The sequence below is a fragment of the Kitasatospora sp. NPDC028055 genome, from assembly GCF_040637885.1.
In the GTDB taxonomy this organism is placed as follows: Bacteria; Actinomycetota; Actinomycetes; order Streptomycetales; family Streptomycetaceae; genus Kitasatospora.
The window spans coordinates 137,743-161,597 of sequence record NZ_JBEZXE010000015.1; the positions used below are offsets into that span (position 1 = coordinate 137,743).

Annotated in this window: 22 protein-coding genes and 2 pseudogenes; 12 read left to right on the forward strand and 12 right to left on the reverse strand. The window is 73.4% G+C overall.

Annotation, left to right across the window (positions count from 1 at the left end):
- Positions 1-16 precede the first annotated feature (16 nt).
- The 5 genes from AB0F71_RS18150 to AB0F71_RS18170 all read right to left on the reverse strand — a co-directional run bounded on the left by AB0F71_RS18150 (position 17) and on the right by AB0F71_RS18170 (position 5,423).
- Positions 17-1,132 (reverse strand): DUF2637 domain-containing protein, encoded by a 1,116-nt coding sequence (locus AB0F71_RS18150; protein ID WP_360234826.1) that lies wholly within the window; start codon positions 1,130-1,132, stop codon positions 17-19.
- Positions 1,133-1,361: 229 nt separating this feature from the next.
- On the reverse strand, positions 1,362-2,450 hold the full coding sequence (locus tag AB0F71_RS18155; protein WP_360234829.1) for a (2Fe-2S)-binding protein: 1,089 nt from the start codon (positions 2,448-2,450) through the stop codon (positions 1,362-1,364).
- Positions 2,451-2,619: 169 nt separating this feature from the next.
- Positions 2,620-3,381, reverse strand: a complete 762-nt coding sequence (locus AB0F71_RS18160) for a hypothetical protein (protein ID WP_360234913.1) — start codon at positions 3,379-3,381, stop codon at positions 2,620-2,622.
- 374 nt (positions 3,382-3,755) lie between these two features.
- Positions 3,756-4,622 carry a hypothetical protein gene (locus AB0F71_RS18165; RefSeq protein ID WP_360234832.1) on the reverse strand — a complete coding sequence of 289 codons (867 nt, stop codon included), beginning with the start codon at positions 4,620-4,622 and terminating at the stop codon, positions 3,756-3,758.
- A 111-nt stretch (positions 4,623-4,733) separates the two neighbouring features.
- Positions 4,734-5,423, reverse strand: coding sequence for a nucleotidyltransferase family protein (locus AB0F71_RS18170; RefSeq protein ID WP_360234835.1), 690 nt, complete (start codon positions 5,421-5,423; stop codon positions 4,734-4,736).
- A gap of 141 nt (positions 5,424-5,564) precedes the next feature.
- On the opposite strand from AB0F71_RS18170, the gene moaA reads away from it, so the two are divergent.
- From moaA to AB0F71_RS18185, 3 genes are all read left to right on the forward strand, one after another.
- Positions 5,565-6,560, forward strand: coding sequence for a GTP 3',8-cyclase MoaA (gene moaA / locus AB0F71_RS18175; protein ID WP_360234838.1), 996 nt, complete (start codon positions 5,565-5,567; stop codon positions 6,558-6,560).
- Positions 6,561-6,850: 290 nt separating this feature from the next.
- Entirely contained in the window at positions 6,851-7,540 is a 690-nt protein-coding gene (locus AB0F71_RS18180; RefSeq protein WP_360234916.1) for an HNH endonuclease family protein, read from the forward strand.
- A 130-nt stretch (positions 7,541-7,670) separates the two neighbouring features.
- Complete coding sequence (locus tag AB0F71_RS18185) at positions 7,671-9,263, forward strand: alpha/beta hydrolase (protein ID WP_360234841.1); 1,593 nt, start codon at positions 7,671-7,673, stop codon at positions 9,261-9,263.
- Between the two features lie 140 nt (positions 9,264-9,403).
- On the opposite strand, the gene AB0F71_RS18190 is transcribed toward AB0F71_RS18185, so the two are convergent.
- Together AB0F71_RS18190 and AB0F71_RS18195 are read right to left on the reverse strand one after the other, a co-directional pair.
- Positions 9,404-11,905: a glycosyltransferase family 39 protein gene (locus AB0F71_RS18190; RefSeq protein ID WP_360234844.1), complete on the reverse strand. Its 2,502-nt coding sequence runs from the start codon at positions 11,903-11,905 to the stop codon at positions 9,404-9,406.
- 136 nt (positions 11,906-12,041) lie between these two features.
- The gene (locus AB0F71_RS18195; RefSeq protein ID WP_360234847.1) at positions 12,042-13,163 is read right to left on the reverse strand and encodes an alpha/beta hydrolase-fold protein; all 1,122 of its coding nucleotides are present in this window, start codon (positions 13,161-13,163) and stop codon (positions 12,042-12,044) included.
- Between the two features lie 147 nt (positions 13,164-13,310).
- On the opposite strand from AB0F71_RS18195, the gene AB0F71_RS18200 reads away from it, so the two are divergent.
- The 4 genes and pseudogenes from AB0F71_RS18200 to AB0F71_RS18215 all read left to right on the forward strand — a co-directional run bounded on the left by AB0F71_RS18200 (position 13,311) and on the right by AB0F71_RS18215 (position 16,689).
- On the forward strand, positions 13,311-14,204 hold the full coding sequence (locus AB0F71_RS18200) for a hypothetical protein (protein ID WP_360234850.1): 894 nt from the start codon (positions 13,311-13,313) through the stop codon (positions 14,202-14,204).
- A gap of 366 nt (positions 14,205-14,570) precedes the next feature.
- Positions 14,571-15,008: pseudogene (locus tag AB0F71_RS18205) on the forward strand (trypsin-like peptidase domain-containing protein); the annotation flags it as partial.
- A 210-nt stretch (positions 15,009-15,218) separates the two neighbouring features.
- Positions 15,219-15,938, forward strand: a pseudogene (locus tag AB0F71_RS18210) (putative Ig domain-containing protein); the annotation flags it as partial.
- Positions 15,939-16,014: 76 nt separating this feature from the next.
- Positions 16,015-16,689, forward strand: coding sequence for an HAD family hydrolase (locus AB0F71_RS18215; RefSeq protein ID WP_360234853.1), 675 nt, complete (start codon positions 16,015-16,017; stop codon positions 16,687-16,689).
- Here AB0F71_RS18215 and AB0F71_RS18220 read toward each other — a convergent pair.
- Positions 16,677-17,411, reverse strand: coding sequence for an SDR family NAD(P)-dependent oxidoreductase (locus tag AB0F71_RS18220; RefSeq protein ID WP_360234856.1), 735 nt, complete (start codon positions 17,409-17,411; stop codon positions 16,677-16,679). The genes AB0F71_RS18215 and AB0F71_RS18220 overlap by 13 nt on opposite strands.
- Positions 17,412-17,513: 102 nt before the next feature.
- Here AB0F71_RS18220 and AB0F71_RS18225 point away from each other — a divergent pair, with 102 nt between their 5' ends.
- The 3 genes from AB0F71_RS18225 (at position 17,514) to AB0F71_RS18235 (ending at position 19,700) form a co-directional block, all read left to right on the forward strand.
- Positions 17,514-18,368: a helix-turn-helix transcriptional regulator gene (locus tag AB0F71_RS18225; RefSeq protein WP_360234859.1), complete on the forward strand. Its 855-nt coding sequence runs from the start codon at positions 17,514-17,516 to the stop codon at positions 18,366-18,368.
- Between the two features lie 67 nt (positions 18,369-18,435).
- Positions 18,436-18,657, forward strand: a complete 222-nt coding sequence (locus AB0F71_RS18230) for a hypothetical protein (protein ID WP_360234862.1) — start codon at positions 18,436-18,438, stop codon at positions 18,655-18,657.
- A 155-nt stretch (positions 18,658-18,812) separates the two neighbouring features.
- Complete coding sequence (locus AB0F71_RS18235) at positions 18,813-19,700, forward strand: aminoglycoside phosphotransferase family protein (RefSeq protein WP_360234919.1); 888 nt, start codon at positions 18,813-18,815, stop codon at positions 19,698-19,700.
- Between the two features lie 69 nt (positions 19,701-19,769).
- On the opposite strand, the gene AB0F71_RS18240 is transcribed toward AB0F71_RS18235, so the two are convergent.
- Positions 19,770-20,540 (reverse strand): GNAT family N-acetyltransferase, encoded by a 771-nt coding sequence (locus tag AB0F71_RS18240; RefSeq protein WP_360234865.1) that lies wholly within the window; start codon positions 20,538-20,540, stop codon positions 19,770-19,772.
- A 47-nt stretch (positions 20,541-20,587) separates the two neighbouring features.
- The gene (locus tag AB0F71_RS18245) at positions 20,588-21,406 is read right to left on the reverse strand and encodes a hypothetical protein (RefSeq protein WP_360234868.1); all 819 of its coding nucleotides are present in this window, start codon (positions 21,404-21,406) and stop codon (positions 20,588-20,590) included.
- 71 nt (positions 21,407-21,477) lie between these two features.
- On the opposite strand from AB0F71_RS18245, the gene AB0F71_RS18250 reads away from it, so the two are divergent.
- On the forward strand, positions 21,478-21,783 hold the full coding sequence (locus AB0F71_RS18250) for a cupin domain-containing protein (RefSeq protein ID WP_360234871.1): 306 nt from the start codon (positions 21,478-21,480) through the stop codon (positions 21,781-21,783).
- A gap of 53 nt (positions 21,784-21,836) precedes the next feature.
- Here the strand turns inward: AB0F71_RS18250 and AB0F71_RS18255 are convergent, their stop codons facing one another.
- Both AB0F71_RS18255 and AB0F71_RS18260 read right to left on the reverse strand, forming a co-directional pair.
- Complete coding sequence (locus AB0F71_RS18255; protein WP_360234874.1) at positions 21,837-22,034, reverse strand: DUF397 domain-containing protein; 198 nt, start codon at positions 22,032-22,034, stop codon at positions 21,837-21,839.
- Entirely contained in the window at positions 22,031-22,894 is an 864-nt protein-coding gene (locus tag AB0F71_RS18260; protein ID WP_360234877.1) for a helix-turn-helix transcriptional regulator, read from the reverse strand. Before AB0F71_RS18260 ends, AB0F71_RS18255 begins: the two co-directional genes overlap by 4 nt.
- A 294-nt stretch (positions 22,895-23,188) precedes the next feature.
- On the opposite strand from AB0F71_RS18260, the gene AB0F71_RS18265 reads away from it, so the two are divergent.
- The gene (locus tag AB0F71_RS18265) at positions 23,189-23,647 is read left to right on the forward strand and encodes an ATP-binding protein (protein ID WP_360234879.1); all 459 of its coding nucleotides are present in this window, start codon (positions 23,189-23,191) and stop codon (positions 23,645-23,647) included.
- Positions 23,648-23,855 lie beyond the last annotated feature (208 nt).

Here is a 23,855-nt window from a genome sequence, read left to right on the forward strand (position 1 = left end):
CCGGCCCGTGGACGGGTCAGCCGAACTGCTGCTCCAGGTCCTTCAGTTTGCGTTCCAGCGAGTCCAGCCGGGGCAGCGTGACGGTGTCCTCGTCGGCGGTGAGGTCGATGGTGCGCCGCTCCGGACGGGCCGGCAGGCCCGGCTGGACGACGGCGCCCCCGGCCGCCTCGACCCCGCGCGCGGCCGCCTCGGCCCCGCGCGTGCCGGCCTCGACCTCGCGCGCGCCCGCCTCGGCGGAGCCGACGGCCGCGGCCTCCCGGCCGCCCGCCGGGAGTTCCGCCCCGGGCCCGCCGGCTATCGCGGACTCCGGGGCGGCCGACTCCAACTGCCGTGCGGCGCCGCCGCGTCCGCGCCAGTGGCCGCTGCTGCGGTTGATCGCCCGGATCTCGGCCCGCTCGCGGCGCCCGGCGAGCTTGCGGCGCTCCTTCTCCATGGCGCGCTCCCGCTTCTCGTCGCGGACCTCGTCCACCGCCTCGTCCAGGCTGCGCACGCCCTCCAGGAGCATCAGCGACCAGGCCGCGTAGGTCTCGCGCGGGGCGCGCAGCCAGCGGACGATGCGGATCTGCGGCAGCGGACGGGGCACCAGGCCCTGTTCGCGCAGCGCGGCCCGGCGGGTCTGCTTGAGCGCGCGGTCGAACAGGATCGCGGCGGACAGCGACATGCCGGAGAAGAACTGCGGGGCGCCGGCGTGGCCGAAGCCGCGCGGGGCGTGCACCCAGTTGAACCAGGCCGAGGCACCGGCGAAGAGCCAGACCAGCAGGCGGGAGCCGAGCGCCGCGTCGCCGTGGCTGGCCTCGCGGACGGCGAGCACCGAGCAGAACATCGCGGCGCCGTCCAGGCCGAACGGGACGAGGTACTCCCAGCCGCCGGACAGGCCGAGGTTCTGCACGCCGAAGCCGACCAGGCCGTGGAAGGAGAGTGCGGCCGCGACGCCGGCGCAGCAGAACAGCAGCGTGTAGGAGGCCGCGCCGTACAGGGATTCCTTGTTGCGGCGCCGTTCCTCGGAACGCTCCCAGGAATCCGCGCCGGCGGCGGATCCCCGGCTTCGGGCCAGGGCCACCAGGAGGGCGCTGACCAGCAGCCCCACCACCCCGGTGACGGCCCAGCCGAGCGGTATGTCGGACAATTTCATTGCCGGAACCAGCCTCGCTTTCTGCGTCGCGTTCCTGCGCCGCCCACTGCGTTCAGCAGCGCGGCGGGGACCATCATGACGGATGCTCGGCGGGGGAAAGGCGGATTCGCCGTCAATGCGCTGAGGAGAGGGATTTCTGGCCCGTCGCCAATCTCATTGTCATATGAATTGGGCGCGGGACATTCCCGGAATCACGGGCTTTTCGAATCCCGGGGCGTACGGATTTTCGTCAACGTCGCGTGACGCGGGGGCAGCCGTTGCACATTTCCGCCGATTCCACGGTGTAGACGAGGCAACAGCTGGCCCGGGCCCGGTCCGTACCCGAAGCACCGTTGCACCCGGGCGCCGGGGGTGCGAAACCGGCGCCCGGGGTGAAGGGGGCCGGGGCGGGAGCGGGGCCCCGGTCCGCGCCGGGCGTGCGCGCCGGTCCGGGGGAGGACCGCGTGGGAGGTGCCCCGGCCCCGGCGGGCTCGCCGGGTTCGGCGGGCTCCCCGGGGGCCAGCAGGGCGGACAGTTCGGCGCGCGCCCGCTCCTGCTCCCCGAGCAGCCCGCCCGCGTACCAGAGCCCCTCCACCACCGCGTCGGTGGCCATCGCCCACAGCACCCGGGGCCCGCGCCGTGCCTGCGGTCCGAAGGCGGCCAGCACCGGGGTCAGGAACTCGCCCAGCGCGCGCCGCAGTTCGGCCGCGAGCGCGTCCTCGTCCGGCACCGTACGGGCCCCGGCCGTGCGGGCCGCCGGGTCGTCCGGCAGGCAGACGAAGGCCTCCGGGCGCGCCGTCAGCTCCATCGAGGCCGGGGCGCGGTGCACCGAGACGTCGCCGGGGCCGAGCAGCGGGACGCGCCGCTCCAGGAACCACGGCACGGTGAACAGCAGCGAGACCGGCCAGACGAAGCGGTGCAGTCCGAAACCGGCCGCCACGTCCGGGCGCAGCGGCCGCCCGTAGCGGGTCAGGCCCTGCCGGGCGTCGTGGGCGACCAGTTCGCGCAGCGCCTCCGGGTCGGTGGTGAGCGCGTCGACCGGCAGCCAGCCGTCGCCGTGCCGGGGCGGGGCGCAGTGCAGGTCCAGCATCGGGGCGAGCGCGGTCAGCCGGTGGTACGAGGGGGCGCAGGGAGTGGGGGCGCCCGGCGCGTCGGTGTGGTCGTGCGCCTGGGCGCGGCCGCACGCGTGGCCGTGCGGCTGGGTGCGGTCGTGCGCCTGGGCGCGGCCGCACGCGTGGCCGTGCGGCTGGGTGCGGTCGTGCGCCGAGGGGTGGTCGTGTGCCTGGGTGGTGCGGGGGGCGCGCGGCGCGGGGCCGGGCCGGGTGCTGCTCGCGGTCATGGGCGGGCCCCATCGGGTCGACCGGGGCCGCCGGTGGACCGCCCGGCGGGGCCGGTCGCGGACGGTACTGCCGCGGCCGGGCCCGGCCGGTCCGGGGCGCGGCGGTGCCCGGGGAACAGCAAGGCGACCTGTCCGAGGCGCTGCTCACCCCGGACAGGTTAGGCTCACCTTAGCTGATTGTTCCCCGGGTCTCGCTGGCGATGCGTCCGTCCGGGGGAGGCCCCGGCGCACGTCCGAGCTGGCGTGCGAGCCAGACCGGCACCCCGCCGAGGGCGTGCACCAGGCGGGTGGCCTCGGCGCGCAGCCGCACCGCCTCGGCGGGTTCGGACACCTCGGCGAGCGCGGCGAGCGCCGGCGCCACCCCCACCGTGAAGCCGAGTTGCTCGCGCAGCCGCAGCGAGGCGTCGAAGCCCTCCCGGGCGTTGCCGCGGTCGCCGCGGGAGAGCGCGAGCGCGGCCAGGTGCCGCCAGGTGTAGGAGCGGAGCAGTTCGTCCCCGCGTTCCCCGGCGCCCTCGTGCGCCCGGCGGTAGGCGATCCAGGCGGCGCCGCGGTCGCCCAGCAGGTTCTCGGCGACCAGTCCGCGCCGGAAGTCCAGCAGGGGGCGGCCCGGTGCGTCCGGCGGCAGCAGCGCCGAGGTGCGGCCGAGGGCGGCCTGGGCCTCGTCGAGGCGGTCGCGTGGGCCGAGCACGCTGGCCAGGTAGGCGAGGAAGCCGCGGGCGCAGCCGGCGGCCGCGCGTTGCTCGGTGCCCTCCGCCAGGGCCTCGGCCAGTCGTAACGCCTGTTCCGCCTGGGTCCAGTGCGCGGCGGTGAACAGGCACTGTTCGATGAGGAGTTCGGCCCGTGCGAGGGCCGCGGCCGGGTCGTGTTCGGCGGCGGGTCGCAGTAGTTCGGCGGCCTCCTGCCAGCACCCCCGGGACCGCAGCCGCCACACGGTGTCGCCCGGTTCCTCCGCTGCCGCCCGCCCCCGTTCGTCCGGGCCGCTCGGGCTCCATCCGTGCTCCGACAACGCCACCTCCTTGTGTGCGCCATCCAGCAAGGGCGCGGACCTGCCTTGGAGCCCTGCCGCCACGACCCGTTCGCATGGCGACGGCAGGGTCGACGGCACGGCGAAAGACCCGCGCTGTGGCGGCAATTCAACACGGGGGTGAGCTTGTGCACCAGATCACGAGCGGAGGTTGTTGCTTTTGTCGGGGAGATGATCTAGTGGGGCGCCGGCGCCTGGAGTGCCAGGGGTGCCGGGAGCTCCGGGGCACCGGGGCACCAAGGTTCCGGGGTTCCGGGGTTCCGGAGCAGGGCCGGGTCGGGTCAGGAGGTCCAGCCGGTCTCCATCAGGGCCTCGGCGGCGCCGTTGGCGGGTTGGGGCACCCCGGCCAGGTCCAGGCTGAACAGGGCGACCAGCAGTTGTTCGCCGCGCACGGTGGCCTGGTGGGAGTAGCCGGCCAGGGTGAACATGGCGGCGGCCATCTCCTCGGCGTGCAGGGTCTGCAGCCACAGGCACTCGACCGACTTCACGTCGGCGGGCTCGGTCCAGGTGTCGACCTGGGCGACCATCCGGCCGCCCAGCAGGGTGACCCCGTCGCGTTCCTGGGCCTCGGTCAGTTCCAGGTCGTCGAAGCCGAGCCACTCCAGGTAGCGGGCGGCGGTGAACACCGCGTCCTGGGAGGTGCGCACCGGGTGGGGGCGGAACGGGGCGCGGTGGCGGAACGGGCGGGGACGGCCGGCGGAGCCGCCGCTCGGCGCGGGCGGGGCGGGCACCGGGGCGTTCACCGGGTGCGCCGGGTGCGGGCGGACGGCCTGCGGGCCGGGGGCGGCGAGCGGGCCGGCGGTGCCGCTGCCCAGCCGGGTGGTGCGGTCCACCGGGAGGCGGACGGTGGCGCCGCAGTTGCAGGTGAACTCGGGCTGCGGCCACTGGTCGGAGCGGCCGCAGTGCGGGCAGCGCATGCTCAGCCAGGAGTCCTCCCAGGAGCGGAAGCGCACCTGTACCGGCACCCCGCCGCGCAGCAGCGGGACCTTCAGCGAGGCGCCGCACGGACACGGCAGCGACGGCGGCTCGTACAGGTGCTCGCGGCGGCAGGCGGGGCAGCGGATCGCCCGGGCGCCACCGCCCGCCCCCGCCCCGGGCCCCGACCGCGCGGGGTCGTGTCCGGTGAAGTCGTCGGGCAGTCCTGCCATCGCGGGCTCCGTCCGTCGGTGTCGGGTCGGGGTGGATGGTTCCCATGCTCCCCGAAACCTCCGGCTCCGGGCGCGGAATGGGGCAATCCTTAGGGACGGATCAGGGACGGATCAGGGACGGTTGAGGGAGCGGTCGCCGCCAGGGGCGAGGCCCGGCCCCTCCTCGGGGAGGATGCGCGGCCTGCGTCCGGGGGGTGGTCGGTCCGCGGACCAGCGGGCCAGGTCGGCGGGGGTGTCCAGGTCGTCGGGGACGGCGATGTCCGCGCACTCGACCAGGACGAGCTCCCCGGCGTGCGCCGCCAGCAGGGCGCGGGCCCCGGCGTCCCCGGCCGCGCCCTCGGCGGCCTCGGTGAAGTGCCGCGCGCCGATCAGCACCGGGTGTCCGCGCCGCCCGCCGTACGCCGCGGCGGCCAGCTCGGCGCCGGCCCGGTGCGCGGTCAGCAGCCGGGCGACCGCGGCCGGGGTGACGCCCGGGGTGTCCACCAGCATCACCAGCACCGCCGGGGCCCGCGGTGGCAGCGCGGCCAGTCCGGCCCGCAGCGAGGAGCCCATGCCCTCGGCCCAGTCCGGGTTGGCGACCAGCCGGCAGCCCGGCAGGTGCGCGGTGGAGCGCACCCGCTCGCGGTCCGCGCCCAGCACCACGGTGACGTCCGGGCAGCCGCCGGCCCGGACGGTGGCCACCGCGTGCTCCACCAGCGGCCGGCCCGCGTACCGGATCAGCGCCTTGGGCCGCCCGCCGAGCCGGCGCCCGCCCCCGGCGGCGAGGACGAGGGCCGGGACGGCGGGCGGTGTGGTCTGCATGCGCCCAGCCTGCCCGGTCCGGGCCCGGTCGCGCAGCGGTTCGGCGCTTGTACGAATCCACAAGGCGAAGGCGCAGGTCGTGGGTGGTCCCCGGCGGTTCGGCCGCTGGTCCCGCGGCCCGCTTGCCCCTGTACTGGGGCGATGAACACCGCACCGCGCCCGCTGGTGGACCGCTTCGGGCGGGTCCACACCGATCTGCGGGTCTCCCTGACCGATCGCTGCAACCTGCGCTGCACGTACTGCATGCCGGCGGAGGGGCTGGACTGGCTGCCCCGGGCGGACGCGCTCGGGGACGACGAGGTGGTGCGGCTGGTGCGGATCGCGGCGCAGCGCCTGGGGGTGCGCTCGGTGCGGCTGACCGGCGGGGAGCCGCTGCTGCGGCGGGGGCTGCCGGGCCTGGTCGGGCGGCTGGCCGCGCTGGGCGTGGAGCTGTCGCTGACCACCAACGGGATCGGCCTGGCGCGGACGGCGGTCGCGCTGCGGGAGGCCGGGCTGGGGCGGGTGAACGTCAGCCTGGACACGCTGCGTGCGGACCGGTTCGCGGCGCTCACCCGGCGGGACCGGATCGCCGACGTGTTCGCGGGCCTGGCGGCGGCGAAGGCGGCCGGGCTGGACCCGGTGAAGGTCAACGCCGTGCCGGTGCGCGGCGTGAACGACGACGAGATACCGGAGTTGGCGGCCTTCGCCGTCGAGCACGGTTACCGGATGCGCTTCATCGAGTCCATGCCCCTTGACGCGCAGGGGAGTTGGGACCGAGCCGCGATGGTGACGGCCGAGGAGGTGCTGGCCCGGCTCGGCGAGCGCTTCGACCTGGTGCCGGTGGGGCGCAGCGGCAACGCCCCGGCGGAGGAGTGGCGGGTCGCCGGGACGGACACGGTGATCGGGGTGATCGCCTCCGTCACCCGGCCGTTCTGCGGGGGCTGCGACCGGGTCCGGCTGACGGCCGACGGGCAGTTGCGCAACTGCCTGTTCGCGACCGAGGAGTCGGACCTGCGCGCGCTGCTGCGCGGGGGCGCGGACGACGGGCGGATCGAGGAGGCCTGGCGGGCCTCGGTGGCGGGCAAGGGGCCCGGGCACGCCATCGGGAGCGCCGGGTTCGTCCGGCCGGACCGGCCGATGTCGGCGATCGGGGGCTGAACTCCCGGGCCGGGCTGCGGGCGGGAGGGGGGAGAGGCCGACGGAGCCGACGGAGCCGACGGAGCCGACGGGCTGAGGGAGTCGCCGGAGCCGAGGGAGTCGACGGAGTGTGAGCTTCGACATGCTCTTGGGCTCCCCGTGGCGTCGGCTTGACCTCCTCTTGGGGCGGCTGGTCTGCTGGTGCGCCGTCAACCCGCCCCTGACCACCGGAGTTCTCCGTGCCCGCCCGCCGTACCTGGCTGTCCGCCGCCACCGTGTTCCTGATATGCCTGCTCGCCCTGGTCGGCTGGCTGGTCGAGGGCCGCGGCGGGAAGTCGCCGGGCGGGGCCGGACCGTCCGCCGCCGGGACCGGCACCAGTCCGCTGGAGAACCCGGACGGCACCAAGCCCGGCCTGGCACCGCTGACCACCCCGGAGGAGCGGAAGGCGGGCCGGGAGCTGATCGCCAAGGTGGCCACCGCCCGTACCGGCCCCAAGGACGGCTACGATCGCAACGAGTTCGGCCCGGCCTGGACGGACAGCGTCGACGGCGTCCCGTACGGCGGCAACAAGTGCGACACCCGCAACGACCTGCTGGCCCGCGACGGCAGCGGTGTCGAGCGCAAGGACGGCTCGGACTGCGTGGTCACCGCGATGACCATCCACGACCCGTACACCGGCCGGACCGTCGAGTGGACCAAGCAGCAGGCGTCGAAGATCCAGATCGACCACGTGATGCCGCTCTCCTACGACTGGCAGATGGGCGCCGCCACGTGGGACAAGGCCAAGCGGGTCCGGATCGCCAACGACCCGCTCAACCTGATCCCCGCCGACGGCTCGCAGAACGCCTCCAAGGGCGACTCCGGCCCGGCCGACTGGCTGCCCGCCGCCACCGAGATCCGCTGCTCGTACGCGGTGCGCTTCGCCCAGGTCTCGCTCAAGTACCAGCTGCCGGTCACCGAGGCGGACAAGAAGGTGATGCTCCAGCAGTGCGGTGGGTGAGGAAACGATTCTTCCGCGCGGCCCGTACCGAGTGGCCGCGCTGCGCGGCCGCGCTAGGGAAGTGACAAGGAGACGGCGGGGAGCAGAGGGCGAGGTGCCCCGGCAGTGCGCCGGATGGTATTCGTGGGCAGTGCCCCCGACGACCCCCCGCCTGCGGCGACGCGCCCTGCCCGCCCTCGCCGCCCTGCTCCTCACCCTGGCCGCCGGCTGCTCCGGCCCCGGCGGCGCACGCCCCGCGGCCGCGCCGACCGGCCGCCCGCCGCTCGCCGAGCAGGTGCCCGCCAGCGCCTCCCCGGCCCTGCGGGCGTACTACGACCAGCGGCTCACCTGGGCACCCTGCGACGGCGGGGGCGGCGACACGGGCACCGACGGCGCGGCGGCGGCCGCACCGGTCGTCCAGTGCGCCACCCTCAAGGCCCCGTTGGACTACGCCGACCCCGGCGGCCGCGGCATCGACGTCGCCGTCGTCCGGGTGCCCGCCGCCGACCCCGCCCACCGGATCGGCGCCCTGCTGGTCAACCCCGGTGGGCCCGGCAACTCCGGTGCCAACATGGCCCGCGGCTGGAAGGACGGCCAGGGCCCGCTCCGCGACCGCTTCGACGTGGTCGGCTTCGACCCGCGCGGCTCCGGCGCCACCCTGCCCGTCGACTGCCTGGACGACCGCACCCGCGAGCAGTGGATGCGCACCGACGACCCGGCCTACGACCGCGGCCGGGTCCTCGCCGACGCCTGCCGGGCCAAGTACGCCGACGTCCTGCCGTTCCTCGGCACCCGCGACAGCGCCCGCGACATGGACGTGCTGCGCAGCGCCCTCGGCGAGCGCAAGCTCGACTTCCTCGGCCTCTCCTACGGCACCTACCTCGGCGCCCTGTACGCCGAGGAGTTCCCCGACCGCACCGGCCGGCTCGTCCTCGACGGCGCCGTCGAACGCAGCACGGACCTGATGCACCTCGACCTCGAACAGGCCGCCGCCACCGAGGCCGGCTTCCGGGCCTTCGCCGCCGCCTGCTCCGCCGAGGGCGCCGACTGCCCGCTCGGTACCGACCCGGGCGCCGCTCCGGGGCGGCTCGCCGACTTCCTCGACGGCCTCAAGGACCACCCGCTGCCCACCCGCGACGGCCGCACCGTCACCGCCGCCCTCGGCTGGGGCGTCGTCATCGACACGCTCGCCGACGGCCACGGCAGCTGGTCCCGGCTGCGCTCCGCCCTCGATCCCGCCCTCACCCGCGGCGAGGGCGACGAACTGCTCCGCTTCTCCGACGGCAGCGCCGGCCGCGACGACGACGGCCACTACGAGAACTCCGCGGACGCCTTCGCGGCCATCCACTGCGCCGACGCCCCGCTCGCCCCCACCGACGCCGACCTGCGCACCGCGCTCGCCGACCTCGCCGCCCGGGCCCCGCTCACCAGCCGCCACGACACCCGGCTCGCCCTGCTCGAACCCGACTGCCGTGCCTGGCCGTACCGCTCCACCGAGCGGCCGCACACCGTGACGGCGCCCGGCAGCGCCCCGATCCTGGTGATCGGCGGGACGGAGGACCCGATCACCCCGTACGTCTGGGCGCAGCGGATGGCGGCCGGGTTGCAGCACGGCGTGCTGCTCACTCGCGACGGCGACGGGCACATGTCCTGGTACCACAGCTCCTGCGCGCGCGCCGCCGCCGAGGCCTACCTGGTGGACGGGGTGCTGCCGGCCGCCGGGGCGCGCTGCGGCTCCGACTGACGGGGCGCGGGACGGGGCCTGCGAAGGGGCCCGCGGAAGGGGCCTGCGTACAGGGGGCGTGCCGCGCGAACGCGGCACGCCCCCTTCGGAGTTCGGGCTCCGGGATCAGGGTTCCCGGAGCCCGGGTCGGGCCGACCGGATCAGGCCTTCGGGGCCGTCAGGTCGTAGAAGGTGGCGCCGCCGACCGTCTTGGCGGTGAAGTGGCCGGTCACCCAGGCCTCGATCTGCGCCGCCTCGGTCTGCTGGCCCTCCTCGGCGCCCTCGCCGACCGCCCCGCCGGCCCCGCCCGCGCCGCCGAAGCCGCGGTGCGAGCCGCCGCCGATGAACCAGTGCACCTTGCCCTCCTGGACGTACTTCTGGAAGCCCGCCAGGCTGAGCGAGGGGTCCGTGCCGTTGAAGCCGCCGAGCGCCATCACCGGCTTGCCGGTGGCGAGTTGGTAGCTCGCGGCGTTCTGCGAACCGGTGGTGGCAGCCATCCAGGTGTACCGGCCGGCGTCCTGCGAGAGCAGGGACTTCGCCTCCTCGCTCACCTTGGTGCCGCCGAGCAGGCCGCCCATGCCGCCCATGCCGCCACCGAAGCCGCCGGGGCCGCCCGCGCCCTCGGGGTCCTGGCCGCCGCCCGGGAACCCGGGGAAGCCGGGCGCGCCGGAGGTGCCGCCGGAGCCGGTGGACCCGCCCGCGCCGCGCTCGTGGCGGCCGCCGGGGGCGGTGCCGTCGGCGCTCCGGCCGGAGCCCCCGCCGGAGCCGCCGTTGAAGCCGCCCTGGCCGTTCTGGCCGTTCTGACCGCCCGGGAAGCCGTGGCCGCCCTGACCACCCCGCCCGCCGAAGCCGCCCTGGCCGCCGCCGAAGCCGCCCTGGCCGGGCTGGCTACCCTGACCGCCCTGGCCGCCGCCGAAGCCGCCCGGGAAGCCCCGGCCGCCCTTGCCGCCCTTGCCGAAGGAGCCCGGCCCGAAGCCCGCGCCCTTCACGGACGGACCGGCCGTGATGATCGAGCCGTTGTGCGCGGTGCCCACGGTGTCCACCGCGTACGCGGCCGGACCGCCGAGCGCCGCCGCCAGGCCCACCAGGCCCGCCACCGAGGCGATCCGCGCGCCCGTCCGTCCGGAGACCCGGCCCGCCACCTGCCCGGCGACCAGCGCCCCCGCGGCCGCCAGTCCGCCGACCAGTACCGCCCAGCGCAGCCAGGGCAGGAAGTCGGAGCTGCGCCCGAGCAGGACGAACGCCCACCCGGCCGTCACTGCGAGCACGCCGGCCAGCAGCAGCGCGTACGGCAGCCGGTGCCGGGCCCGCCACAGGCCGTCCACGCCCATGCCGAACAGGGCCGCGACGGCCGGGGCCAGCGCCACCGTGTAGTACTGGTGGAAGATCCCGGACATGAAGCTGAAGATCAGCGCGGTCGAGACCAGCCAGCCGCCCCAGACCAGGAAGGCCGCGCGGGCCGTGTCCGGACGGGCGTAGCGGCGGGTCGCCCACAGGCCGACCACCAGCAGGATCAGCGCGGCCGGCAGCAGCCAGGCGATCTGCCCGCCGATGTCGCTGCCGAACAGCCGGGTGATGCCGGTCTGGCCCCAGCCGCGGTTGTGTCCGGCGCCGCCCGGCAGGTCGAGCCCGGCGGGCATCCGGCCGCCGCCGCCCACGCTGCCGCGCTCGTTGCCGTCGACCCGGCCGAGGCCGTTGTAGCCGAAGGTCAGTGACAGGAAGTCGTTGTCCTGCGAGCCGCCGACGTACGGTCGGGCCGAGGCGGGCAGCAGTTCCACGATCGCCACCCACCAGCCGCCGGAGACCACCACGGCCACGCCCGCGAGCAGGGTCTGCCACAGCCGCCGGCGGAAGCCGGTGGGCGCCACGACCAGGTAGATCACCGCGAACGCGGGCAGGATCAGGAAAGCCGCCAGCGTCTTGGTGAGGAAGGCGAAGCCGAACATCGCGCCGGTGAACAGCAGCCACCTGGTGCTCGCCGTCTCGACCGCCCGCACCATCCCGTACGCGGCCAGGGTCAGCAGCAGCACCAGCAGGGCGTCCGGGTTGTTGAAGCGGAACATCAGCGCCGCGACCGGGGTGAGCGCCAGCGCCGCGCCCGCCAGCAGGCCGCCGAGCGGGGAGAAGCGGCGGCGCACCGTCGCGTACAGCGCGCCCACGGTGGCCGCGCCCATCAGCGCCTGCGGGGCCAGGATCGACCAGGAGGAGAGACCGAACAGCCGTACCGACAGCGCCATCGGCCACAGGGACGCCGGGGGCTTGTCGACGGTGATGAAGTTGCCGGCGTCGGAGGAGCCGAAGAAGAAGGCCTTCCAGCTCTGGCTGCCGGCCTGCACGGCCGCCGAGTAGAAGGCGTTGGCCCAGCCGGAGGCGCCCAGGCCCCACAGGTAGAGCACGACCGTCGCGGCCATCAGCGCCAGCAGGGCCGGGCGCACCCAGTGCGGGTCGTCCGCGCGCCCGCGCCAGGCGCGGGCCGGGAGGGTGCGCAGTCGTCCGGACCAGGAGGCCGGGCCCTTGGGGCCGGTCGGCGGCAGGGGCTGCTCGGGGAAGAGCGGGGCCGGGTCCGGCCGTCCGGCCTCAGGGTGCGGCACCTCCGGCGGCGGGTAGTTCGCGTCCTCGGGCCACGGATCGCCGGCCGGAGGGGAGTAGCTGCTCGTGGTCATGCGCCATACCGTGCGTGGTGCGGCTGAGAGAACCGTGAGATACGGCTGTGAGGCGGGTGTGATCTGCCCGGTTCCGCCTGCCCGGTTCCGCCTGTGCGGCGGGCGGGTTCAGGGGGCTCTCCTCCGGTCGGGTCGCTCAGGCGGCGGCCGGCATGGTGATGTGCTTGCCCAGCCACTCCAGGGCCGGGGGGATCTCCCGGGTCCAGGTGTGGAAGTTGTGGCCGGCCGTGTCCAGGGTGATCGTGGACATCTTGGTGGGCGCCTTGAAGGCGGCGACCATGGCCTTGGTCTCGTCGTAGTTGTTCTCGTCGAACGCGGTGGTCAGCAGCAGCGAGACCGGGGCGGGCGGCTGGTTCTTGAGCCGCCACAGCAGGTCGTTCTCCTGCTTGAGCTTGTCGCTGCCGCCGAACAGGTCGCCGGTGGTCGGGTCGTGGGCGGCGCTGTAGTAGCCGGAGAGCGCGACCGCGGCCGGGTAGGAGTCGGGCTTGCGCAGGGCGAACTTGAGCGCGCAGTAGCCGCCGGTGGAGTTGCCGATCACGGCCCGGTTGGCCGGGTCGGTGCCGATCCGGTAGGTGGTGGCGAGGGCCTTGGGCAGGTCGCTGGTGAAGAAGGTCTCGACCTGGGGGCCGTTCGGCACGTCGACGCACTCGGTGTCCCGGTTGTCGACGAGGGTGGGGCGGGTCATCACCAGGATGGTCGGCGGCAGCTTCTTCTGCTCGATGGCGTCGAGGGTGGACGCCGGGTACTGCATCAGCGAGATCAGCTTCTCCGGGGTGCCCGGGTAGCCGGTCAGCACCACAGCCATCGGGAAGCGCTGCTTGGCGAAGCCCGGCTGGAAGTACTGCGGCGGCAGGTAGACGTACGCCTCGGTGCTCAGGCCGGTGCCGGCCCCTTTGACGTCGACCTTCTGGATCAGCCCGGAGCGGTCCGGCTCCGAACCCTGGGACGAGTAGAACCTCTGCTCGCCGGTGACGGACACCCCGGAGGCGTTCGGCTGGTGGTCGACCACCGTGCCGAGGCCGCCGCTGGTGCCGAGCAGGTCGGTCCAGGAGCTGTAGAACCCGAAGTAGCTGTTGGCGATCAGGCCCATCGCGGCCAGCACCGACAGCTGGGTGGCCAGGAAGGCGCCGATCCGGCCCAGCCAGGACTTCCAGCCCTTGCCGCCGAACTTGGGCCAGAACCACATGGTGGCGGCGAAGACGACGATCGCGATGACCGACGTGATGATCTGGAGGGGGAGTCCGGTGAGGCTGAGCACGTGCCCGATCGTAGTTGACCCCGACGGGCGGACCGGGGCGGCCCCTGCGGGTGATCGCCGGAAAGGGATTGACCGGGGTGGTTCGTACTCGGGACCATGTCGCGTGGTGTGTACGGGGTGTGCGCACGGTTTCCTCGGGGTGGGGTCATGAAGTCCATCGGCAAGGCCGGTCTGGCTGTTGGTTCGGCGCTGCTGCTCGCGGCCTGCTCGGGCGGGGGTGGCGGCGGGGCCGCGCCGTCCGCCGGGGCGACGCCGTTCGGGACGGCGCTCGACCAGGCCCTGGCGCCGGTCGGCGCCGACTTCGACAAGGCGACCTCCGCCAAGAGCGCCTTCGACCTCGACACCGTGCTCACCCACCTGGCGTCCGACGCCAACCGGGCCGCGCGGAACGTGAACGCCGCCACCGCGCCCGCCGGCGCCACGGCGGCGCGGGCCGACCTGGCGACCGCCCTGACCACGCTCGCCACCGACACCGAGGCCGTCGGGAAGGACATCTCGGAGCACAGGGTGTGCTCCGTCGACGGCGGACTGGCGCAGTTCGGCGACGGCCAGGGGGTGGCCGGGGTCTCGGCGGCGCTCGCCAAGCTGAGGGCGGCCGGCTACCGGACCGCCTTCGCGGTACCGGAGCTGCCCAAGCCGCAGACGCGGTCGCGCAGCCTGGACAACGGCACCGTGGTCCGGGAGGGCGGCAAGGGCGGCAAGGGCGTGGTGAAGGTCGACAACGCCGGGCCGACGGACGCGGTCCTCACGATCGCCGCCAACGGCACCGCGGTGGCCTCGGTGTACGCGGCCAAGGGGCAGCAGGCCACCATCGAGGGCATCGCGGACGGCGTGTACGAGTTCTACTTCACCAGCGGCGCGGACTGGGACTCCGGGGCGAAGGCATTCACCCAGGGCTGCGCGTTCGCCAGGTTCACCGGTACGCACGAGTTCACGCCGGACGGGGGCGGCACGATCCGGACCCTCACCATCCTTGCGCCGGACGACAAGGAGCGGCGCGACATCGAGTGGATGAACGTCGATCCGCTCGCGCAGCCGTAGCCTTCGCCGCTTCCGCCCGTAACGGGCATACCAGGACGGGTTGTTGCCATTCGGTGGCACAACCCGTCCTGCACAGTGGCGAGTTGTGCGGGAACTGTTGACCGTTTGAAGTGACCATGGCACTTTCGTGCGGGCGTGGGCCTCGGCGACCAGCCGGGCGGCCCGCGATCCCCCACAAGGAGAGCCATGTTCAAGAGACTTGTCGCGATGGCCGGTGCGAGCGCCGTCGTCGCCGGAGGGCTGGTCCTCGCCGCCGCCCCCGCCCACGCCGTCCAGGCCGCCGACCTGACGTCGACCATCGCCCTGGACGACTGCTCCGCCTCGCTGGTCCGGTTCCCCACCTCGGCCTCCGGCGACCGGGCCATGATGCTCACCAACGGGCACTGCCTGCCGACCATGCCCCCCTACGGCCAGGTCATCCAGAACGTCAGCGCCAGCCGTAGCGGCACCCTGCTGGACGGCGCGGGCAACAGCCTCGGCACCGTCCAGGCCGACAAGGTGATCTACGCGACGATGACCGGCACGGACGTCGCCCTCTACGAACTCACCGACACCTTCGCCTCGATCAGCTCCCGGTACGGCGCCACCGCCCTCACCATCAACGACGCCCACCCGGTCGACGGCTCCTCGATGTACATCCCGTCCTCGTACTGGAAGCAGGTGTGGAACTGCTCCGTCAACGGGTTCGTGCCCACCCTGCGCGAGGACGAGTGGACCTGGCACGACTCGCTGCGCTACAGCTCCGGCTGCAACACCACCCACGGCACCTCCGGTTCGCCGATCATCGACTCCGCGAGCGGGCGGATCGTCGGCATCAACAACACCGGCAACGACGACGGTGCGATGTGCACCCTCAACAACCCCTGTGAGGTCGCCGCCGACGGCTCCACCAAGGCCTTCAAGGGCCAGAGTTACGGCGAGGAGACCTACTGGTTCACCACCTGCGTCAACTCCGCCCGGACCGTCGACCTCACCGTGCCCGGCTGCCTGCTCACCAAGCCGGCCGGCGCCGCCATCTCGGTGGCCAACCCGGGCAACCAGTCCACCGCGGTGGGCGGCTCGGTCAACCTCCAGATCAACGCCTCGGGCGGCACCGCCCCGCTGTCCTACTCGGCCACCGGGCTGCCGGCCGGCCTGTCGATCAACTCCTCGACCGGCCTGATCTCCGGCACCGTCTCCGCCGCAGGCAGCTCCAACGTGACGGTCACGGTGAAGGACTCGGCCGGCAAGACAGCCTCCGCCAGCTTCACCTGGACGGTCACGGGTGGTGGCGGCGGCTCCTGCACCCCGGCCCAGCTGCTCGGCAACCCGGGCTTCGAGACCGGCACGGCCTCGCCGTGGACCGCGTCCAGCGGCGTGATCGACAACGGCTCCTCGGAGCCGTCCCACGGCGGTAGCTGGAAGGCGTACCTGGACGGCTACGGCAGCACCCACACCGACACGCTGTCCCAGACGGTGAGCATTCCGGCCGGCTGCAAGGCGACGCTGAGCTTCTGGCTGCACATCGACACCGCCGAGACCGGCAGCACCGCGTACGACAAGCTGACCGTGTCGGTCAACGGCACCACGCTCAAGACCTACTCGAACGTGGACGCCGCGGCGGGCTACCAGCAGCGCACCTTCGACCTCTCGGCCTACGCGGGCCAGAGCGTCACCGTGAAGTTCACCGGCACCGAGGACTCCTCGCTGCAGACGAGCTTCGTGATCGACGACACCTCCGTCCAGACCAGCTGACGGTTAATCGTGAACGGGCCCGGCGGCCACGGCCGCCGGGCCCCTGACCGTTCCTGGCCCGCCCTATGCTGAGTGGATGATCGAGCCGATAGACCTGGTGATATTCGACTGCGACGGCGTCCTGGTGGACAGCGAGGTGATCGCCGTGCGCGTGGTCGGGCGGCTGACCGCCGAACTTGGGTGGCCGCTCGGCGAGGCCGAGGTGGTCGAGAGGTTCGTCGGGCGGTCGGAGGCGGCCAACCACGCGATGGTGGCGGAGCGGTTCGGGGAGGAGGCCGCGACGCTGTTCGACAAGCGGTTCCGTGAGCTGCACGCCGAGGCCGTGGATGCCGGGCTGACGCCGGTGGACGGGTTGCCGGAGGCGCTGGACGCCCTGGCGGGGCTCGGGCTGCCGATGTGCGTGGCGTCCAGCGGTACGCACGAGAAGATGCGGCACACCCTGGGCCGGACCGGGCTGTACGGGCGCTTCGAGGGCCGGATTTTCAGCGCCACCGAGGTCGACCGCGGCAAGCCCGCGCCCGACCTGTTCCTGCACGCCGCGCGCAGCATGGGCGTCGACCCGGCCCGCTGCGTGGTGGTCGAGGACAGCGGCCCCGGGGTGACGGCCGCCCGCGCCGCCGGGATGCGGGCGCTCGGCTACGCGGGCGGCGTCACGGCGGCGGAGCGGCTGGCCGGGCCGGGCACGGTGGTGTTCCGGGACATGCGGGAGCTGCCCGAGCTGATCGCCGCCGGGGCGGTTCACCAGGGGTAGAAGCCGCCGTCGGGGTGGAAGAACCGGCCGGTCGGCCCGGTCAGGGCCGCGCCGAGCTGGTGGGCGATCCGGCGGCCGCCCTCCTGGACGTCGGACGGGCCGGAGCGGTGGTTGAGGTCGGTCGCGCAGTGGCCCGGTTCCAGGGCGCTGACCTTGATCCCCTCGGCGCGCAGGGTGCGGGCGTAGACCAGGGTGACGGCGTTGAGCGCGGCCTTGGAGGTGTTGTAGCCGAGCAGCGCCGCGTACTGGCCGGCCGGGGTGTCCGGGTCGGCGAGGACGGAGGAGCTGCCGAGGCCGCTGGAGACGTTGCCGATCAGCGCGGCCGGGGAGCGGCGCAGCAGCGGCAGCATCGCGTTGATGACGGTGACGGCGCCGAAGACGTTGGTCTCGTAGGTCGCGCGCAGGTCGTCCAGGGGCAGGCTCTCCGGGGTGGTGCCGAGGTCCCGGGTGATGCCGGCGTTGTTGACGAGGGTGTCCAGTCGGCCGTACTCGGCGTCGACCAGTGCGGCCGCGGCGGTGACGCTTACCGGGTCGGTGACGTCCAGGCGGACGGCGCGGGCGGTTAGGCCCTCGGCGGTGAGGGTGGCGGCGGCCGCGGCGCCGCGCTCGGGGTCGCGGGCGCCGAGCAGCAGGGTGTGCCCGGCGCGGGCGAGTTCGGTGGCGGTGGCGAGGCCGATGCCCTTGTTGGCGCCGGTGATCAGGACGATGCGGTTCGTGGTCATGCCTCGACCCTGGCCGGGCGGCGGCCGGGCCGGGAGAGCACTGTCGAGGGTGGTACCGGGAGTGCCATGGTCGGCGTGCGGGGGCGGGGCCAGACTGGGGGCGTGGAACACGTGGACCGGGCGGAGCTGGCCGCCTTCCTGCGGCGCTGGCGCGCCCGCATCCAGCCCGCCGACGTCGGCCTGCCGGCCGGTGGGCGGCGCCGTACCCCGGGCCTGCGCCGCCAGGAGGTCGCGCAGCTGGCGGGCATGTCGGTGGAGTACTACATCCGGCTCGAACAGGGCCGGGGGCCGCGCCCGTCCCGGCAGATGATCGGGGCGATCGGCCGGGCGCTGCGGCTGTCCGACGACGAGACGGCCCACCTGCACCACCTGGTCGGCGAACCGCCGCTGCCGCCCAGTGGCATGTCCCGCGACGTGCGGCCCGGCATCCTGCACCTGCTCGACCGGCTGGACGACACCCCGGCGATGGTCTGCAGCGCCGCCCGTGACGTCCTGGCCTGGAACGCCATGGCGGCCGCGTTGCTCGGCGACTTCTCCGCCCAGCCGCCCGGCGAGCGCAACCTCATCTGGCGCTTCTTCACCGACCCGGAGTCCCGTGCCCGCCACGAACCGGACGGCGCGGCCCGGTTCGCCCGCCGGGTGGTCGCCGACCTGCGGGCCGCCGCCGCCCGCTACCCCGCCGACAGCGGCGTGCGGCGCCTGGTCGAGCGGCTGCTCGCGGCCAGCGCCGAGTTCCGCGAGCTGTGGGCGCAGCAGGACGTCGAGATCCGCAGCTCGACCCACAAGCGCATCCTGCACCCGGTGGTCGGTCCGCTCGACCTCGACTGCGAGGCGCTGCACGACCCGCACCGGGACCAGTGGACGATCTTCTTCACCGCCGCGCCCGGCACGCCCTCGCACTCGGCGCTGCGGCTGCTCAAGGTGCTGGGCGGTCAGGATCTCGCGGTGCGGGGTTGAGCGGGCGCGCCCTCGGCTATATTGAACGCGTTCAAATGTAGTCGGTGGGGCAAGGAGGCACGGGCGCATGGACGTCGTGGCGCGCGCGGTGATCGTCTGGATGGCGACCTGGGGGGCGCTCGTCACGTCGCTCCTGCTGCCGGTGCTGCTTCCGGATCAGTGGCACTACTACATCTACTCGCCCGCCAGCGTGGGGCTGTGGATGCTGTCCATGCTGGTCGGCCCCTTCGTGGCGGGTGGCGTCAGCCGGCGGTGGATCCGCACCGGCGTCTGGCGCGGCGGGGCCTGAGGCGGGGGTGGGGCCCGAAGGTGGCGGAGACCATCGAGCGGCACCGGGGCAAGGGCGGCCTGCACTTCGTGGACCACCTGGGGCAGGTCGTGTCCTGGTTATTCGCTTGCCGGGGGCTCGCGGCGCTGGCAGGGTCGGGCGCCATGCCCCAGAAGATGCACGCGGACGAAGTGGACCTCGACGAGGCGCTGGTCCGCCGGATGGTGGCCGTACGGTTCCCGCAGTGGGCCGGCCTGCCGGTCGAGCGGGTGGACTCGGCCGGGACCAGCAACGCGATGTTCCGGCTCGGCGCCGAGCTGGTGGTGCGGATCCCGCGCATCCCCGGGGCGGCCGAGGACATCGGCAGGGAGTACACCTGGCTGCGCCGACTGGCACCCGAACTGCCCGTCGCCGTACCGGTTCCGGTGGCCCTGGGTGAGCCGCTCGACGGCTGCCCGTGGGAGTGGTCGGTGCTGCGCTGGCTGGACGGCGCCAACCCGGCTGCCGGGGACGTCCCTCAACCTGGCCTGCTGGCCGCCGACTTGGCCGCGTTCGTGACCGCGCTGCACCGGGCCGACCCGGCGGGCGCCCCGGCCTCCTACCGCAGCGAGCCGCTGGCGGCGCGGGACGCGGCGGTCCGGCGGGCGATCGCGGCGCTGGCGGGCGTGGTGGACGCGGCGGCGGCAACCGGGCTGTGGGAGGCGGTACTCGGCGCGCCCGAGCACCCCGGGCCGCCGGTCTGGATCCACGCCGACCTCCAGCCCGGCAACCTGCTGGTCGACGAGCTCGGCCGGCTCAGCGCCGTCATCGACTTCGGCTGCGCCGGCCTCGGCGACCCGGCCGTGGACCTGCTCCCCGCCTGGTACGTGCTCCCGGCTTCGGCGCGTGACGCCTTCCGGACGGCCGTCGGCGCCGATGACGCGGCCTGGGAGCGGGGGAGGGGCTGGGCGCTGTCCGTGGCGCTGGCGGAGCTGGACTACTACCGCGTTAGCAACCCCCGGATGGCGCGCACCGCCCGGCACGTGCTCGGCGAACTGCTCGCCGACCACGGCGGGGAGGCCTGAGGGGCCCTGAGGAACGCCGAGGAGCCCTGAGAAGCGCTGAGGCGGCCTGAGGGGACGCTTGACGGGCTGCTACGACGGGGAGGCGGTGACCTGAGCCCCCGCAAGGGGCCGCTTGGCCATGCCCAGGCGCTCGTACACGGCTATCGCCGACTGATTCCCTCCGTACACCATGAGGGCGGCCCGCCCGTGCCGGCGCACCAACTCCCCGAGGACGAAACCGCAGACGGCCTGCGCCAGCCCGCGCCCACGGGCGGCGGGGTGGGTGCACACGCCGGCCATGAACCCGCAACCGGCCGCCGACCAGACGTCCGCTGCCACGGCCAGGGGCTCCGGTGGGGTGCGGCTGTCGAGGGAGTCGACGATCCCGGCCCAACGGTGCGCGCCGCCGTCCCCCGGCTGCGCGAACGAGTCGGGGAAGAAGCGGTCGAACAGCGAGGTCGCCTCCTTCACCGTCACCTCGTCCAGCCACTCCACCGCGATGGCGGGCGGGGCGGGTACGGTCGAGGTCTCCATCCAGTAGAACCGGGGGAACAGCGACAGACCGGGGATCGCGTCGGCCAGCGACTCGATCAACGACGCCTGGCCGACGGGGCGGTAGGTCGGTCCAACCTCGGTCAGCACGCGCCGCACCAGCCGTGCGGCGTCATCGGCACTGCCCTTGACCGCCAGCCGGTCCCGCGCGGAGAGGTCGGGGCTCGCCACCGCGAGGGCCGTCCCGTGGCGCCAGGCCCGCACTCCCGGGCCGAGTCGGCCGTCGTGCTGCCCCTGGGCTGCCCACAGCAGGTGCCCGTCTCCGGCTGCGGCTTCCTCGACGTCGTCGAGACGTATGAGTTCTTCCATGGGTCCCTACCTATCAAGCGGTTTGATCATGTGCAGTGATCCAGCACTCACCCGGCCTGACCTGGGGTCGGCGGCAGCCGCCACTCGAAGGGCCATAGCTCGGCCGCCCAGGCGGGGTCGGCTGCGGCGGGGGTCGCGGGGGTGCGCAGCAGGGTGCGGTGACGGAGGAGTTCGCGGCGCTCGGCGGGGGTGAGCAGGCGCTCGTCCGGGCCGAGGTTGCCGTAGGCGTTGGGGTCGAGGTCGGGGCGGCCGTCGATCGGGGCGTCCTCGGCGACGTTGAGCAGGTCGCCGTCGGCGGTGCGGTAGTCGAGACGGAAGTCGGTGCGCCACTGGGAGTTGCCGCCCCAGCCCTGGGAGAGATCCCGGGTGGGGCGGTGGGCGCGGCGGTGCGTCCAGAACAGCGGCCAGCGGTCGGCCACCCCGCGTTCCGCGTGCGCGGCGCCGGCCCGGACCCGTACGCCGGCGCGGCTGAACAGCAGCTCGCCGAGCATCAGGCCGGGGTGACGGACCTCGAGGATCTCGATGGGGGAGTCGCGGTCCTCGGCCTGCTCGACCTCGGTGATCTCGTGCAGGAACGGGTCGAAGGGGTGTTGTTCGGCGACCGGGGTCATGCCGAGGGTGGTGAAGAGGTGGAGGTGGGGTGGGAGTTGGGGGTCGAGGAGCAGGTAGTCGCTGACCCGGCTGAGGGCGTAGAGCTCCTGGAGGAGGTCCTTGTCCTCGGTCCACCAGTGGGTGTCAGGGGTGGCGGCGAGGTGGAGGCGGGCGCGGTAGTCGGCGGTGGCGGCCTGGTCGAGCCAGGGCGCGATGACCTCGTCGTAGGGGCCGTCGGTGTCGAGTAGCGCCTCGTACAGCGCGCGAGCGTTCACCCCGGCGATCCTGGCAGGTTTTGCCGAACGGTCAACCAAAATGAGGGTCGGCGCGGGTAACGTCCCTGGTCATGAGCTTGGTGGACGTGAAGGAGCAGGCAGCCCAACTTCCGGACGCGTGGCGATCGGTGGTGCTGGCGCAGGTCGGGACGGCGGCGGTGAAGGTGCTGCGGATGGACGGCCGGGAGCTGCCGGAGGAGGTGCACGGGACGGCGGAGGTGTTGGTGGTCGCCGACGGCGTCCTGGAGCTGGAGTTGGGTGGCGAGGAGCTGACGGTCGGCGCAGGGGAGCTGTGTCGAGTCCCGGCGGGCACCCGGCACGCGGTGCGCGCGGGCAGCCGGGGAACCCTGCTGATCGTGGAGGTCGGGGAGGAATGATGATGAGAGCGGTGCCTCGCCCGGGAAGGGCGAGGCACCGCGATCATGGGCGCTCAGAGGAGACCGAAGTCGAACTCCCCGGCGGAGATGGCCCTGATGAAGGCCTCATGTGCCGCCCGGTCGAAGGCCAGGGCCGGGCCGGAAGGGTCCTTGCTGTCACGGACGAGTGTGACCGGACCATTGTCGATCGCGAACTCGACGCAGTTCGTCGACTCGTTGCTATGGGATGACTTCTGCCAGATGGGCGTCATGTGAGCTTGTCTCTCTGTTCGATGATCAGGGCGAGGGAGTCGTCGAGGCCCAGAGCGTCTGCTCGAATGGCGTCGAACTTCGCCGTGTAGAGCGCCACAGCGGCAGCATCTTCGACCCAGAGGTCGTTCAACGCTCCTTCTACGAGGACGACATCGAGATCCTGCCGCTGCGGAAATCCGAGGATGGAGAAGGCGCCGCCCATGCCGTGATGCGCAGGCGCGCCGATGGGCATCACCTGGATGTTGATGTTGGGCTGACTGGCGCGGTCGGCGATCCTCGAAAGTTGCTCCGCCATGACCTTCGGTCCGCCGACTCCGGACCGGATCGCCGCCTCGTGGATCACTGCCCAGAGCGTGAGTGGTTCTGCCCTGGTCAGCGCACTCTGGCGTGCCATGCGGACGTCGACGAGCGCCTCGACATTGACTCCGGGGCGAAGAGTGAGCTTCTTGATGATCTCGCGCGCGTAGGCGGGCGTCTGGAGAAGGCCGGGAATGAAGAAGCCCTCGTAGGACCGCATGGATGCGGCGCTTGCCTCCAGCGAGATGAGATTGCCGAGCGGCTCGCCGATGTCAGCGCTGTAGCTCTGCCACCAGGTCCCGCGCTGTGATCCACGTTTGGCCAGCTCCACGAGGGCGGAGATCAGCTCGTGGTCCTCGCACTTGTACAGCGCGAGGAGTCGCTTGACGTCATCGACCTTGGTGGCGCCACGGCCATTCTCGATGCGGGACAGCTTCGGCTGGCTCATGCCGCCCAGGGCTTCGGCGACTTCCTCGTGCGAGAGGCCGGCTTCCTCTCTCCTGCGGCGCAGTTCGGCTCCGAGTTGCCTCCGTCGAACCGTTGGACCTGTTGTTCCGGCCATCCCCGCCCTCTCTGAGCCTCGCGGATCAGTCTGCCTTCCCGGCGGTCAGATTCGCCACCGGCAACTACCACTGTAGGAGCCTGGGTTGGCGTTCGATTTGGATATATCCAAAGTTCTGAGACGAGTTGCCAAGAGCAAGCCTTTGGCTCCATGCTGAGCGTGACAAGCTGCACACAGACGGCAATCGCCAGGTGTCTCGCTGTGCTCTCGCATCACGATCACGCTCCGAGCGGTCTCTTCTGATTGACCATCAACCGCTCGGAGGTATCTCTCGACTCCCACGGAGGTATCTTCGTGTTCTCCCTCGAACTCCCCCCTGACTGGTCGGCCCCGCGCGAGGAGTTGCGCGAGGCCACCTCGCGCGCCGGGTGGAAGCCCGGCCTGGTCGCCGACGCCGAGCTCGCGCTCCTCGAACTCTTCGTCAACGCCTGGCGCCACGGCGGCAGTGCGGCGCCCATCGTGGTGGTCCTCATCATCGGGGAGGTGCTCCGCGTCTCGGTCAGTGACGGGAGCCCCGTCCTCCCCTCCCCGCGCGAGGACTCCGACCCGTTCGCCGTCTCCGGCAGGGGCCTGCACCTCGTTCGCTCGCTCACCCACCGTTTCGGCACGGAGCCCCGCAAGACCGGCAAGTCCGTCTGGTTCGAGTGCGCCCTGAAAGCGCCTGGTTGTATCCCCGGCATAGCCGGGAGGAATTCGGAGGTTATTCCTGGGTTCAATGGCTTACCTGGCGTCGAAAGACTAAGGGGACCGTAGCATGCCAGTGAAGCGGTGACCGGGTCCAGATATCAGGGACGGTGCGCCGCGAGACCCGCGCGATACGGCGAAAGCTGAATTGCCTGAACCCCAATCTCCAGTCGATTCAAAGGTAGATCCGCCGGAAAGGTATCCGAAACCGGCGCCACTCCCTGCACCAGGTCCTTCGAACGCCGATGCAACTCCGGGGAGCGGGACGATGTCCAGC